General features: G+C 59.1%; 12 protein-coding genes. 7 read left to right on the plus strand and 5 right to left on the minus strand.

The window, feature by feature from the left end; genetic code table 11:
* Positions 1-80: 80 nt before the first annotated feature.
* Positions 81-350 carry a BolA family protein gene (locus ACN0VM_RS03455; protein ID WP_417449448.1) on the minus strand — a complete coding sequence of 90 codons (270 nt, stop codon included), beginning with the start codon at positions 348-350 and terminating at the stop codon, positions 81-83.
* Between the two features lie 170 nt (positions 351-520).
* Between ACN0VM_RS03455 and cobS the strand changes: the two genes are divergently transcribed.
* The 3 genes from cobS to ACN0VM_RS03470 are packed head-to-tail and all read left to right on the plus strand — an operon-like array spanning position 521 to position 4,415.
* The gene (gene cobS, locus ACN0VM_RS03460; RefSeq protein ID WP_417449449.1) at positions 521-1,519 is read left to right on the plus strand and encodes a cobaltochelatase subunit CobS; all 999 of its coding nucleotides are present in this window, start codon (positions 521-523) and stop codon (positions 1,517-1,519) included.
* 38 nt (positions 1,520-1,557) lie between these two features.
* A complete protein-coding gene (cobT, locus tag ACN0VM_RS03465; protein ID WP_417449450.1) occupies positions 1,558-3,417 on the plus strand; it encodes a cobaltochelatase subunit CobT in 1,860 nt (619 codons plus the stop codon).
* Between the two features lie 5 nt (positions 3,418-3,422).
* Complete coding sequence (locus ACN0VM_RS03470) at positions 3,423-4,415, plus strand: esterase-like activity of phytase family protein (RefSeq protein ID WP_417449451.1); 993 nt, start codon at positions 3,423-3,425, stop codon at positions 4,413-4,415.
* 88 nt (positions 4,416-4,503) lie between these two features.
* Here ACN0VM_RS03470 and rpmB read toward each other — a convergent pair whose 3' ends face one another.
* Both rpmB and ACN0VM_RS03480 read right to left on the minus strand, forming a co-directional pair.
* Positions 4,504-4,797, minus strand: a complete 294-nt coding sequence (gene rpmB / locus ACN0VM_RS03475) for a 50S ribosomal protein L28 (RefSeq protein WP_417449452.1) — start codon at positions 4,795-4,797, stop codon at positions 4,504-4,506.
* A gap of 169 nt (positions 4,798-4,966) precedes the next feature.
* Positions 4,967-6,727, minus strand: coding sequence for an amidase (locus ACN0VM_RS03480; protein WP_417449453.1), 1,761 nt, complete (start codon positions 6,725-6,727; stop codon positions 4,967-4,969).
* A gap of 93 nt (positions 6,728-6,820) precedes the next feature.
* Here ACN0VM_RS03480 and ACN0VM_RS03485 point away from each other — a divergent pair, with 93 nt between their 5' ends.
* The 4 genes from ACN0VM_RS03485 to ACN0VM_RS03500 all read left to right on the plus strand — a co-directional run bounded on the left by ACN0VM_RS03485 (position 6,821) and on the right by ACN0VM_RS03500 (position 11,739).
* Positions 6,821-9,898: a helicase-related protein gene (locus ACN0VM_RS03485; RefSeq protein ID WP_417449454.1), complete on the plus strand. Its 3,078-nt coding sequence runs from the start codon at positions 6,821-6,823 to the stop codon at positions 9,896-9,898.
* Between the two features lie 9 nt (positions 9,899-9,907).
* The gene (locus ACN0VM_RS03490; protein ID WP_417449455.1) at positions 9,908-10,309 is read left to right on the plus strand and encodes an RNA-binding S4 domain-containing protein; all 402 of its coding nucleotides are present in this window, start codon (positions 9,908-9,910) and stop codon (positions 10,307-10,309) included.
* A 142-nt stretch (positions 10,310-10,451) separates the two neighbouring features.
* Positions 10,452-10,787 carry a ferredoxin FdxA gene (gene fdxA / locus ACN0VM_RS03495; protein WP_417449456.1) on the plus strand — a complete coding sequence of 112 codons (336 nt, stop codon included), beginning with the start codon at positions 10,452-10,454 and terminating at the stop codon, positions 10,785-10,787.
* 451 nt (positions 10,788-11,238) lie between these two features.
* A complete protein-coding gene (locus ACN0VM_RS03500; RefSeq protein WP_417449457.1) occupies positions 11,239-11,739 on the plus strand; it encodes a CarD family transcriptional regulator in 501 nt (166 codons plus the stop codon).
* An 82-nt stretch (positions 11,740-11,821) separates the two neighbouring features.
* Here ACN0VM_RS03500 and ACN0VM_RS03505 read toward each other — a convergent pair whose 3' ends face one another.
* Positions 11,822-14,023 carry an ankyrin repeat domain-containing protein gene (locus tag ACN0VM_RS03505; protein ID WP_417449458.1) on the minus strand — a complete coding sequence of 734 codons (2,202 nt, stop codon included), beginning with the start codon at positions 14,021-14,023 and terminating at the stop codon, positions 11,822-11,824.
* On the minus strand, positions 14,013-14,396 hold the full coding sequence (locus ACN0VM_RS03510) for a BlaI/MecI/CopY family transcriptional regulator (protein ID WP_417449459.1): 384 nt from the start codon (positions 14,394-14,396) through the stop codon (positions 14,013-14,015). The genes ACN0VM_RS03505 and ACN0VM_RS03510 overlap by 11 nt, the downstream gene beginning before the upstream one ends.
* Positions 14,397-14,439 lie beyond the last annotated feature (43 nt).

Here is a 14,439-nt window from a genome sequence, read left to right on the forward strand (position 1 = left end):
ATGAAATTTTGAGTTACATGCCTCATGGCTTTTACCATGTCCCCCGCCATCGCTCTGTCTTGTCTGCGCCGAAAGCAATTTCAGCCTTGCGGCACGTCCGCCTGAATGGAGAGTGCATGCACGGGGCCAGCGAGCTCTTCCTTGAGCGCGCCCATAACGAGGCGCTGCCGCGCGACGCGGCTCTGGCCCTCAAACGCCTGCGAGCGGATGACCACGCGGAAATGACTTTCCCCGCCGTCGCGAAAGCCCGCGTGGCCGCGGTGACTTTCCGATTCGTCAATCACCTCAAGGTGGGTTGGCGCGAGCGCAGCGCGCAGTTTTTTTTCGATTCTCTCGGTGACTTCACCCATATTTGACATACTTTCCTATTCTGGTGACCGGCAACAAAGGCTAATGCGTGAGCCCATGCGTATACCGTTCATGCGAAATGTGCTGTTTCATATTGACCCAGTCACTGGTAAACCCAAGATGCATTCTTTAGAATGGTTATCAAAAGTTTTTAGACAAGAGGATACTGTCCATGAGTGCCGCTGCGGCTGAAAAGCTCCCTAGCCTGACCTTGCCAGAGAAAAAAGTTTCCGTGCGTGAGGCCTTTGGCCTTGATCTCGACATGGAAGTGCCTGCATTTGGCGAGCGAACCGAGCATGTGCCGGACATCGACAGCACCTATGTGTTTGACCCTGACACCACGCTGGCGATTCTCGCCGGCTTTGCCCACAATAGGCGGGTGATGATCCAAGGCTATCACGGCACCGGTAAATCCACCCACATTGAGCAGGTGGCCGCGCGCCTCAACTGGCCGACCATTCGTGTGAACCTCGACAGTCACATCAGCCGCATCGACCTTGTCGGCAAGGACGCCATTGTGCTGCGCGACGGCAAACAGGTGACCGAATTTCAGGAAGGCATCCTGCCGTGGGCGCTCCAGAGCCCGACCGCGATTGTCTTTGATGAATATGATGCCGGTCGTCCCGATGTCATGTTTGTGATCCAGCGGGTGCTGGAAGTCGAGGGCAAGCTGACACTTCTCGATCAGAACCGTGTCATCCGCCCGCATCCGGCCTTCCGTATTTTTGCCACATCGAACACAGTCGGCCTTGGTGATACCACGGGGCTGTACCACGGCACCCAGCAGATCAATCAGGGCCAGATGGACCGCTGGAACATTGTGGCCACGCTCAACTATCTGCCGCACGCCACTGAAACCGAGATAATGATCGCCAAGGAACCGGGTTATGACAGCGACGAAGGCCGCAAGACCGTTGCCAATATGGTGCGGGTGGCGGACCTCAGCCGTACCGGTTTCATGGCGGGTGATATCTCCACCGTCATGAGCCCGCGCACCGTGCTGACCTGGGCGCAAAATGCCCGCATCTTTAATGACGTGGCTTTTGCTTTCCGCGTCAGCTTCCTCAACAAATGTGATGAGGCAGAGCGCGCGATTGTCGCTGAATATTACCAGCGTTCTTTTGGCGAAGAGCTGAAGGAATCGGCCAGTAACCTGGTTATTAGCGCCTGAGGCCACATGGCGGTGAAAGCGAGATTAGGGTAAACCAAATGGCAGACGGCAGCCAAAATCCGAAAGAGACGTTTGAGCACGCGGTTGCGGCCGCCGCGCGTGCCGTGGCGGAAGACAAGGCCCTTGAGGTCAAGTTTACCGCTGACGTGCCCGGCTATGCTGCCGGAGAGATGCGTGTTTCCCTCCTGCCACATAAAGTGCGCGCGCAAGACGTTGCCGAAATCCGTGGGCAGGCCGACAGTTATGCCCTCCGCCACCGCCACCATGACGCCCGGCTGCATTCAAAGCTTGCCCCCGGCGGTGCCATTGGTCGTGCTATTTTTGACGCGGTGGAACAGGCACGCTATGAGGCCATCGGCGCGCGGGCCATGTCGGGTATGAAAGCTAACCTCGCCGCTGTCACCGAACGCCGCGCACTGGAAAGCGGCCTTGCACGCCCGAGCGATGATGAAGAAGGCAAGCTCGCGTCCGTGATTGGGCTTTTGGTGCGTGAACGGCTGACCGGCGCCCCGCCGCCTGAAAACGCTGTTGTCGCCGTAGAAGGGCAGCGCAAGTGGCTTGAGGAAAGTGTCGGTCATCTGCTCGATAGCCTTGAAGACAAAGTGGACGACCAGCGCAGCCTTTCGGTTGTCTCGCGCAGTATCATCGCTGAGCTTATCGGCGATGGTGACGGTGAGAAACGGGACCGCGATGAAGAGGACGACCAGCCCGAGGACGGTGACGGCGGCGCGCCCGACAGCCCGGACGGTGATCCGGGTGAGGATGAAGACGGCGATGCCGACGGTGCCGAGTCGTCCGATGACGGCGAAGGGGATACCGCCGAAGATGAGGCATCCTCCGAAGCTGCCATGGAAGAAATGGACGACAGCGAAGCGGAGGCCGGGGACGGCAAGCACGAAGGTGCGATCCCGTGGCGACCCAATCGCCCGCTGGACCAGTTGCCGGACAGTCCCTTCTATAAAGTGTTCACCGAAGAGTATGACGAGGTTCTGAAGGCGGAAGAGCTGTGTGATGTGGAAGAGCTTGAACGCTTGCGTAAATATCTCGACCAGCAGATGGCCCATCTCTCGGGCGCCGTGTCCAAGCTTGCTAACCGGCTACAGCGCCGCCTGCTTGCGCAGCAACGCCGCCACTGGCAGTTTGACCTTGAGGAAGGCATCCTTGATGCCGGACGGTTGGCGCGCGTGGTCTCAAGCCCGACCAAGCCGCTTTCCTACAAGCTGGAAAGCGAAACCGAATTCAAGGACACGGTGGTTACGCTTCTGCTGGACAATTCCGGCTCCATGCGTGGCAGGCCGATCTCTATCGCGGCCATTTCCGCCGATATTCTGGCTCGTACGCTTGAGCGTTGCGGCGTGAAGGTGGAAATTCTCGGCTTCACCACCAAGGCTTGGAAGGGTGGGCAAAGCCGCGAAAAATGGTTGCAGGCCGGTCGGCCAAAGGCACCGGGACGGCTCAATGACTTGCGGCATATCATTTATAAAACCGGTGATGCCCCTTGGCGGCGGTCGCGCCGCAATCTCGGCCTGATGATGCGCGAGGGGTTGCTGAAGGAAAACATCGACGGCGAGGCGTTGATGTGGGCGCATAACCGCCTGATGGCACGGTCGGAAGAGCGGCGCATCCTGATGGTGATCTCGGACGGTGCGCCGGTGGATGACAGCACGCTCAGCGTCAACTCAGGCGTCTATCTTGAGAACCACCTGCGGCAGGTCATTGGCTGGATCGAGGACCGCTCACCGGTAGAGCTGATAGCCATCGGCATCGGCCATGATGTCACGCGCTATTATAAACGCGCGGTGACCATTCTGGATGCCGAACAGCTCGGCGGCGCCATGACGGAACAGCTTGCTTCGCTTTTTGAGGAAACGTTGCCCACACCAAGGCGCAAGCGGTAGATACCATGGCCAGGCATTCAAAAAAGCTCGCAGCGCTCCTTCTGTCAGCGCTGTTCCTTGCAGGTTTTGCCGGATATCAGCATATCCGCGGTAACAAACCCGAAGATGTCCTTTCAGAACGCGCAGCGATAGAGGTGAAAGCCCGGAAGGTTCCCTTGCTTGAAAGTGATCCGACTGTAAGGCGCGCGGGGGCGCTTGAGTATGTGGCGGGCTGGGCGCTGACGGCAGATAACGACCATTTCGGCGGTTTTTCAGGCCTTGTGGTCAGCGAGCGCGGTCAACTGACAGCCATCAGCGACAGGGGCGAATGGCTGGAGGCCGACTTCAGCTTCACCACAGAAACACCGATCAGCAATGCATTCATGCGCCCCTTCTCCAAAGAGGCGCGCGGCAAAAGCAAAGCCGCGTTTGATTCCGAAAGTATCATCACGGACGGCGACGGCTTTCTCGTGGCTTTTGAGGGAGACCACCGGCTGATGCAGGTGGCTGCCGATGGCGGCGTTACGCCGTCTCCCCTGACGGCGTTGATGGATTTTTCCGGTGTTGCCAACAATAGCGGTATTGAGGCGCTGGCGAAGGTGGGTGGCAAGCTGCTTGCTTTCCCTGAACGCGGGGTTGACGAACTTGGCCGCTTGCGCGGCTGGCTTGTGGGGGACGGCGGTAGCGAGACGGTTTATCTCAAGCCGCCGCGCAACTATTCGCCGACAGATGCCGCCACCATGAAAAACGGCGACGTGCTGGTGTTGCTGCGGCGATATTCCCTGATGGACGGGGTGTCGGTGAAACTGCTGCGCATCGCTGCGGCCGACATCACGCCCGGTGCCACCTTGGTGGGCACGGAGCTGTTGCATCTTGAACCACCCCAGACGGTCGATAACATGGAAGGGCTGGATGTGATCGAACGTTTGGGCGAGGCACCGCTGGTGGTGATGATCTCCGATGATAACTTCCGCTCAAGCCAGCGCACGCTTTTGCTGGTTTTCCGGCTCGACCGGTAGGCAACCTGACAGCCACTAAAAAACGCCGCGGCGGGAAGCTACGGCGTTTTTCTGAAACTTGCGCTTTTGCCTCAGTTGAGGCTTGCCCTTAGGCCTTCGCAGCAGCCTGTTTCTTCTTGATCTCGCGCTTCAGCTTCTGTGCCGCAGCCGACAGGTCGGTGTCGCGAGCTTTGAGGATGAAGTTGTCCAGGCCGTGGTTGTGCTCAACAGAGCGCAGGGCGTGGGTCGAGATACGCAGGCTCACAGAGCGGCCCAGTGTGTCGGAAATCAGGGTTGCTTTGGTCAGGTTTGGCAGGAAGCGACGACGGGAGCGGTTATTAGCGTGAGACACGTTATTACCAGTCATGACTTTCTTGCCGGTCAGTTCACATACGCGCGACATGTTCGTTATCCTTGTTTTTCTGCTCGGGGATATGCCCCGGGAATCTTTATGAAACCATGTTCGCTAATGACCGTTTTGGGCAATAGCTGGCGCGGTAGGTAGACGATTCGTCATCCCCGGTCAAGCCTTTTGACTCGCACACCATAGCATTTGCGCGGCTTTGCGCGGTTTACGCCTCCCGGTTCAGGCTTTCAAGAAGCACTGGGCGGTGGGTGGTGAAGTTGGCGGCGCGTTCCAGCAGCCGACCGACGCCCACCAGTTGATCCTCACGGAACATGTTGCCCCACAGGCTGAAGCCGTAGGGCACGCGCCGCTCAAAGCCGAGTTTCTTATTGTCTGCCCCCGTGAGCGGGAAAGTTTCGCGCTTGATCAGGCCAAGCGGCAGGGTCAGGCTTGGGTGGCCGGTATAATTGGTGATCACCAGCATGTGCCCGGCAAAATTCGGGCAGGCGATCATGTCCACCGTCTCATAGATGCCGTGCATCATCTCCATCACCTGTCGGCGAAAGCGGTCAAGCTGCACATATTCAATGGCGCTGTGGAACCGGGCGGCGCGCAGCGTGTTAGGCCATGCCTTTTCGCCTTGCCACATAAGCGCGTCATCCTCGTCCGAGAGGGTCAACTCCTCAAAGGCGGCGGCGGCTTCAACTTCCACTGTGGTCAGAAGTGTGGAATAGGGCAGTTTGGGCAGGCGGATTTCTACCAGCTTGAAACCCATGCCCTTGAGCTGGTCCAGCACCTGCCGGTCAAGGTCGGTGGCATCCTTGCCGTTGAACCACGCAGGGTCATAGCCGATTTTGATCTCACCTGCCGCGGCGGTTTTGCCGTCATAGCTAAAGCCCCAGTCAAGCGAGCCGGGGTCGCCCGCGTCGTGCCCGTTGATGGCTTCCAGCACCAATGCGGTGTCTTCAACGCTACGGCAGATCGGGCCGATTTTATCAAGCGACCAACACAGCGCCATGGCGCCGGTGCGCGGTACACGGCCGAAGGTAGGCCTCAACCCCACCGCACCACAACGCGTGGACGGCGAGACAATGGAGCCCATGGTCTCGGTCCCGATAGCAAAACTGCACAAGCCCGCCACGGTCGCGGACGCCGAACCCGCGCTTGAGCCTGAGGCCCCTTCATCCAGATTCCACGGATTGCGCACCACTCCGCCAAACCACAGGTCGCCGTATGCCAGCGCCCCCAGTGCAACCTTGCCCAGCAACACCGCACCTGCGTCCCTGAGCCGCTTTGTCACCACAGCATCGTCCTGTGCCACCCGGTCCTGATAAGGGGCTGCGCCCCAGGTGGTTTGGGTGCCTTTGGTGTCGATGATATCTTTCATGCCGTATGGGATGCCGTGCAGCCGCCCCCGGTAGCGGCCGGAGCGAATCTCGACGTCTGCCTGCCGGGCCTGTTCACGGGCGACACTTTCGGTCAGTGTAATAAAGCTGTGCAGCTTGCTATCAAGGCGCTTGATGCGCGATATATAGATATCTGTCAGGCGGCTTGAGGTCAGAAGCCCGTTCTTGATCCAGTGCGCCTGCGCATGCACAGGCGCGAAGGCGATGCCTTCATCGCTTGGCAAACTTCCCGGCGTTTCTGACGCCAGCCGTACCCCGCCCGCCTGCACTGCATAGGTTTTGCCGGGCAGGCGTGGGTCGAACGCCATGGCTGGGGCATCGCTGTTTTTAAGCGTTACACCTGCGCGCCGACGCCTGAGACGGTCGAGCATGTCCTCAAGCTCATCGAGGATCATGGCGCGTTCATCCGGCGTGTAAGTCACACCGGCGATACGTTCGGCAATGGCCAGATCGTCAGGGTTCTTCAACGGCGGGTTCGGTGTTTCGGGCGTGTAGGCATAGGCCGCTCTTGCCGCCGCAATACCACCTAATATGCCTGCACCCTTAAGGATCTGTCGCCTGTCCATTCCAAGTTTAGCCATACACGCTCCCGTTTAATTTTATTATAGGGTTTCACTTTCTGGCGGGGAACCGTTATCTAAAACTTTACTATTAAGTCACTGTTAGGCGTTTTTATGGCTGGCATCATCAAGGCGGTTCTTGGCCCCACCAATACGGGTAAAACCCATTATGCGGTGGAGCGTATGATGGGCTATGCCTCCGGCGTCATGGGCTTCCCGCTCAGGCTGCTTGCGCGTGAGGTGTATGACCGCGTCGTGGCGGTCAAAGGCAAAAACCAGGTGGCGCTCGTGACCGGCGAGGAACGCGTCGTGCCTGAGGGCGCGCGCTATTTCCTGTGTACCGCTGAAGCCATGCCGCGCCATGCGGTCGCGGATTTTGTCGCGCTTGACGAGATCCAGATGGCCGCCGACGCGCAGCGCGGCCATATCTTTACCGAACACCTGCTGCACAGTCGCGGCACACATGAAACCCTGCTTCTGGGCGCAGACACCATGCACCATGTGGTGCGCCGCCTGATCCCTGAGGCCGAGATTATCTCCCGCCCGCGCTTCTCGGAGCTCAAGGCGGTCAAGCCAAACAAGCTGTCGCGCCTGCCGCGACGGTCTGCTGTGGTAGGCTTTTCTTCGGCTGATGTATACGGCATGGCGGAGCTCATCCGCCGGCAAAAGGGAGGCGCGGCGATTGTCATGGGCGCGCTAAGCCCCCGCACACGGAATGCACAGGTAGACATGTACCTGAGCGGCGAGGTCGATCATCTGGTCGCCACCGACGCTATCGGCATGGGGCTGAACCTTGATATCGGCCATGTGTCGTTTGCCGGGCTTTCGAAATTTGACGGCCGCAGTTACCGCGAACTGACAGCGGCCGAGGCTGCCCAAATCGCGGGCCGCGCCGGACGTTACAAGAAGAACGGCACCTTCACCACGCTCACGGGAGGGGAGCCGATGGACCCCCTCATGATCGCGCAGATCGAGGAGCATCAGTTCGCGCCCGTCAAACGGCTGTATTGGCGGAATCACCGGCTTGATTTTGCAACGATTCCGCGGCTCGTGCGTGCGCTTGAGGCCCCGGCAAGCACGGAGGGGCTGCACCGCACGCGCGACGCGGTCGACCTCGTTGCGCTGAAGCGGCTTGCGGAAGATGAGGAGATATCCGGGCTTGCCGCACACCCCGAGGCTGTCGAAAGGCTTTGGAATGTCTGCCAAATTCCGGATTTCAGGAAATTGTCACATGATGACCACATATCCCTTCTACGTCGTATTTATGTCGATCTGATGGGCCCTGGGGGCACAATCCCGCATGATTGGATTGCCCGGCAGGTTAAGCGCCTTGACAATACAAGCGGCGATATAGATACCTTGGCCGGTCGAATTGCCAGTATCCGGATTTGGACTTACGTTTCGCACCGGAAAGGCTGGCTCAAGGATGCGGCCCATTGGGCCCATGTAACGCGCAGTGTCGAGGACCGTTTGTCCGACGCGCTGCATGAAAAATTAACCCAGCGTTTTGTGGACAGGCGAACGGCTGTTCTCATGCGCTCGCTCAGGCATAGGGGCGAACTTAGCGTGAGCATTGATGAAGAGACAAACCAGGTTTCGGTCGAAGGACACGAGATCGGTGAACTGAATGGATTTTCCTTCCGTGTCGAGCCGGGCGCCGCTCGTGACGACCAGAAGACCCTGAAAGCAGCAGCCGAAGCGGCCTTGCAGGTGGAACTGACCCGCCGGGCCAAATTGTTTGCCAATGTGGGCTACAAGACGCTGGGCTTCGATTTTTCGGAAGGCCTCGCGTATCCCAAGCTGGTGTGGGAGGGCGCGCCCATCGCGACCCTGCACGACAGCGGTGCCCTGTTTGCGCCCCGTGTGAAGCTGGTGGCCTCAACGCTGCTGCAGGGTGACAATGCCGACCTCGTGCGGGAAAAAGCGCAGGAATGGCTTGATAGCCGCATCGCTGAAAAGCTTGAGCCACTGATGAAGCTGGCGGGTGAGCTGAACGGCGATACCGAAGCACCTGAAGGTGCCGCGCCGCTCAGCGGGCTTGCCCGGGGCGTGGCGTACCGCTTGCTGGAAAATTACGGTGTTATCTCCCGCGCGCTAGTGGATGGTGACCTACGCCAGCTTGACCAGGACGCCCGCAAAGGCTTGCGCCGCTTTGGTATCCGCATTGGTGCCAGCTCGCTTTATATCCCTGTGATCCTCAAGCCGCATGCCAATGAGCTCAGGCTGATGATGTGGGCAATGGCCGGCAAGCTGACGGCGCTGCCAAGCTTGCCAACCCCCGGCATGGTCTGGGTTGAGACCGAAGCGACGGCCCCGCGTGAGTTCTATGAGATGGCAGGTTTCCAAGTGTGCGGCAAAAAAGCCGTACGCATGGACATGCTGGAGCGTCTCGCCGACGCCGTGCGGCCCATGGGTCAGGGCGGTGACTGGTTTGAAGTCACGCCGGAGATCATGGGCCTTGTTGGCTTGTCAGGTGAAGACTTTGCCGAAGTGATGCAGGCTGCGGGCTACAAGAACGAAGTGCGCAAAGTGGCCCCCGCTGCTAAGGAAGAAGCACCAGCCAAAGAAGAAACCGCAGCAGAAGGCACGGACGCCAAGCCAGACGGCGTTGCCGCGCCCGCCGCTGAAGTGGCGGCGGAAGCTGAAGCAAAAACCGAAGCAGTGGCAGAGGCCCCTGCGCCTGAGGCCAAGCCTGAAGACGCCAAAACCGGCGAGGCCGAGACTGAAGCCGCCAAAGCGGAAGAGCCGAAGCCCGTGGACGTTGCGCCTGCCGAAGCGCCCGCCGAAGCACCTGTCGCTGAAGTTAGTGACGCTACCGATGTTGCCGAAAAGGCTGACGGTGCGGCAGAGAATGCCGCCGCTGCGGACGCCGAAACCGGCGGGGAAGAGCTTGTTGAGCGTTACTTCTTCGCGTGGGCGCCCAAGCGCAAGGCACGCCCGGCTGGCGAAGGCCGCCGTAGCGGCAAGCCCGGTGAGCGGGGTGATCGTGGTGACCGTCAGGGCGACCGCCCTAAAGGGGACCGTGCAAAAGCTGACCGCCCGCGTGGTAAGGGACCAAAGGGCAAGGGCGGCAAGCCGCAGGGCCCGCGTGTGCACACCGCGCGCCCGCCCCGCAAGGAAAAGCAGGCGGACCCCGATTCGCCGTTCGCGGCACTCGCAGGTCTGAAAGAAAGCCTGCAAAAGAAAAAATAGCCGCGTCTTATGGCTGAAAATCTCGAGACCGGGCAGATCAGGCTGGATAAATGGCTCTGGCATGCCCGGTTTTTTCGGTCCCGCTCCATCGCTTCAACGGTTTGCAAGGCCCGCAAGGTGCGCGTTGACGGCACTATCGCCGCCAAGGCGTCTGTCACTGTACGCACGGGCCAGGTGCTGACCTTCCCCCAAGGCCCGCATATCCGCGTGGTGAAAATCCTCGCGCTCGGCACCCGCCGTGGCCCCGCCACCGAAGCGCAGGCGCTTTATGATGACCTCTCGCCCATTGAAGCACAAAAAGAAGCTCTCAAGGAAGAGCGCAAGACCGCCGTCGCGGTGCGCGAAGCAGGCAGTGGCCGCCCCACCAAAGCCGACCGCCGCGCCACAGACAAGCTGAAGGACTGGGACTAAGCCTCCGATCGTAAGCTAAACAATTTGTGCACATAAGAATCTATTGCAGATAAAGGCGTTGCCCCGGCTTTCGCTTTTCGGCATAAAGCCAGATAAATGAAAACGACCGTTTTCCACTGTTGCGGAATATAAGGAGACGCTCATGACCTATGTTGTCACTGAGGCCTGCATCAAATGTAAATTCATGGACTGTGTCGAGGTCTGCCCGGTTGACTGTTTCTACGAGGGTGAAAACATGCTCGTGATCAACCCGAATGAATGCATTGACTGCGGCGTGTGCGAGCCTGAGTGCCCGGCCGAAGCCATCCTGCCCGATACCGAAGACGGCATGGAAGAATGGCTTGAGCTCAATACCAAATATTCCGAAGAATGGCCGAACATTACCGTCAAGGGTGAGCAGCCTGCCGACGCGGATGACTGGAAAGACAAAGACGGCAAGATGGCGCATTTCTCGCCGAATCCGGGGTCCGGCAACTAGGGTATCTGCCGCAATATTGTTGCGTGAGCATTCACTGAATCATCAGGAAAGTCGGGCCTTTGCCCGGCTTTTTTATTGCGCCAAAGTGCCGCGCAATTCAGCAATAGAGCCAAAAACACGTAATTAGACTGTCAAAATCACTAAAATTGTGTTACAAGAAGGGATTACGCGACCTGTTTGTGGCGAACGGGTGGGTGCGTGGTGGCTGGACCGCCGAAAAATGAAGATGCTGATCTGAGGCCTGACTGTGCCTCCCCAAGCGGGGCGGTGCAAGGCTTTTTTTGACGCAGTTTGCCAGAAAAGCGTGAGTTGCCGCTTTTCTCAAGGGTTTCCGCGGCCTTGGCAGGTATCTGCCATGCGAGGACCGTGCCCAGCGGGAGCCTATTTTATAGCCGGTAAGCCTGACCCAGCCAGGTGTGCCTGTTTTAGATAAGAAGGACATAGAACCACTATGGCAAAATCCACTAAACATCCCTTTTCAGTTGGCGATTATATCGTTTACCCCAAGCACGGCGTAGGCCGGGTCACGGAACTTGAAGTGCAGGAAATCTCCGGCCTCAAGCTTGAACTGTACGTGATCAGGTTTGAAAAAGAGCGCATGACCCTGCGTGTTCCGACGGGCAAGGCAGAAGTCAGCGGCATGCGCCGTCTGTCCAACGATGCCACGCTCAAGGAAGCTTTCACCACGCTTAAGGGCAAGGCACGGATCAAACGCACGATGTGGAGCCGCAGGGCGCAGGAATATGAAGCAAAGATCAACTCCGGTGATCTTGTTTCCATCGCGGAGGTCGTGCGTGACCTGCACCGTGGTGCGGACCAGCCTGAACAGTCCTACAGCGAACGCCAGATTTACGAATCGGCCCTTGGTCGTCTCGCACGCGAGCTTGCAGCTGTCGAAGATATCGACGAAGCAGCAGCGATGGTGAAGCTTGAGAAAGAACTGGCTGCCTAAGCCACGATATTTTCAAGTCATTCAAAGAAAACCCGCCTCAAGCCGAGGCGGGTTTTTTGTTTGTTCCGGCCGCTGCTCCGGCCTAGCGGTCCTCCTGTTCCGCCGGGTCGGCTGCCCCTTTTTTGCGCAGGTAGGTGACAACATCATCATGGCCGTAGCGCAGCGCTTGTCCAAGCGCCGTGCGGTAGCGGCTGCGCGGGTGTTCGTGGCCAGACAGCACCCGCATATTCACGTCGGCGCCCTTTTCCACCAGATATTTCACGATCTCCAGTTCACCGCTGCGTGCCGCGCCGATGAGCGGGGTTTCGTCATGCAGCACAAAACCGTTCACGTCTGCACCGATATCAACAAACCGTTTAACCATATCGAGGTCGCCCACAGTTGCGGCGGCAATCAGGGGATTCCCGTCTCCGGGCGCGGCCAGGTTAACGTCTGCGCCCGACTTCAGCAGAAGTTCAACCATTTTTTCGTCGCCGTGGCGGGCAGCAACCAGCAGGGGTGTGCCGTCGCCGGGGGCGTATCCGTTGACATCGGCGCCCACGTCAAGCAGTGCTTTGACCATTTTTTCGCTGCCGCGGCTGGCGGCCACAATAAGCGGTGTTCCGTCGCCGGGTGCAACCGCATTGATGTCACCGCCAGCCTCCAGCAGTAGCTCAACCATGGCTGGGTTGCCCTGCCGCACCGCGACCAGCAGGGGCGTTCCGTCACCAGGTGCAACCTGATTTATGTCAGCCCCGGCCTCCAGCAACAGCTTGACGATGGTTGGTTCACCATTGCGGGCAGCAACCAGCAGGGGTGTGCCGTCGCCGGGCGAATACCCGTTTACGTCAGCACCAGCCCCCAGCAGATACTGCACCATAGCCATGTCACCGCGTCTGGCAGCGACCAGTAGGGGCGTGCCGTCGCCGGGCGAGGTCTGGTTGATATCGGCCCCGGCCTTCAGCAAGGCTTGCACCATCTCGCGGTTGCCGGTGAGGGTAGCGGCCAGAAGCGGTGTGCCGTCGCGCTTGGCATGATAGTTCACGTTAACGCCTGCGGTCAGAAGCGCGCGGGCATGATTGTCCCGGCGTTCCAGAATGGCATGCACAAGCGCAGCGGCTTGCGCGTCGGCGAGATCATCAGCGAGATTATCGCGTTCCTCCGCAGCGGCGCCGCCCAAACCGCCACCCATTCCGATTTCGGGATTGATGAAAGCGTCCACTTGGGCGACTTGCCCCTGAGTGTTGGATCCCTGAGTGTTGGTGCCCGGAGTGTTAGCGGCTGCGACATAAATCACCTGTGTTGAAAGCGTCGCCCATGCGGCCACACCGGTCAGGCTGGTGGCGCCAAGCAAAAGTGCAACACCCAGCATGCGCCGCGTGGGGCTCAGCTCACGCCGTGCGAGCCGTGCCACGCGGTCCTTGAGCGGATGTCTTGTGTCGCCAAACCATGAACAGCCAAGCGGTGCGCGTTCGCCCATCAACTGTGATTTCAACAGCGTTTCGGCATAGGTCCTGCGGTGCTGGCCGAAACGGCGCATCACGCGTTCGTCGCATGCCATTTCCTGATCGATACGGAAAAAGCCGTACGCAATATAGGCAAGCGGATTGAACCAGTTCAGGCTGCGGATGGCGATAGCAAGCGCGTTTGCCTGCATATCACCGGCGCGAATATGCGCCTGTTCATGCGCCAGGATAAGCTTACGTTCCAGCCGGTTGTAGGCATCTCGAAAGTCGCTCGGCACAACGATGCGCGGCGCAACGAAACCAAGCACGGCGGGACCGACATCTGCGTGCCGTGATACTCTTTTTTTGCTGGACTGTGTCCTCAGGCCATGCCGCTTCATGAAACGGTGCTGACCATAGGCAAGAGTGCCAAGGCTTGCCGCGGCTCCAATGAGCCAAAGACCCAAAACCCAGCCGTGTGGTAGCTCGGGCATGCGCATGCCTGCGGCAGCCTGTCCGTTAAACGCCTCAGGTTCCAGCATCGGCGCCCTGACTTCGGTGCGGTCACCAAGGAAGGTTGTTCCCCGGACAGGCAGGCTGGCGGGCAGGTCGGCAGATGCGGTTTCCGCCGCTGGGATGGTGCCGCCAGTGCGGTCGCCAACATAGGCGGTTTCCCGGACGACAAGGTCTGCCGGCAGAAGGCTTGCCAGCATGGCAACGGGTACAAGAAGCCACATCGCATAGGCGGTATGCGCGCCAAAGGCGGCGCGCACGCGCTTTCGCACAAGAAGAACCAGAAGTATGGCGGCGCTGGTGCCGATGGCGGCCTGTATCCTGAGGTCGAAAATATTACTCATCATCGTCCAGCTCCTTTATCAGTTTTTTGAGCTCGGCAATGTCGTCGCCGCTCAGTTTTTCGTGCCGGGAGAAGTGTGTCAGCAAGGCGGAAACCCGACCGTCAAAAAGTCGGTCCAGCACGCCTTGGCCCTCGCGGGTCATATAGTCGTCGTGACTCAGCACCGGGCTATAGAGATATCGTCGGCCGTCTTTCTCCGCCGAAATCGCGCCTTTTGACAGAAGGCGGTTCAGCAGGGACTTTACGGTGCCCACGCTCCAGTTGTGCTCTGCGGCGACGTCGGTGGTGACATCTTCCGCACTCAGGGGATGGGCGCGCCAAAGCGCTTCCATCACCTTGCTTTCAGCTATGCTGATCTGTTTTTTATCCTCGCTCATGAATCAACGTTTACATATGTAATCGATAAAAGCAAGCATTATG

Source organism: Kordiimonas sp. (assembly GCF_048260245.1).
Classification (GTDB): domain Bacteria; phylum Pseudomonadota; class Alphaproteobacteria; order Sphingomonadales; family Kordiimonadaceae; genus Kordiimonas.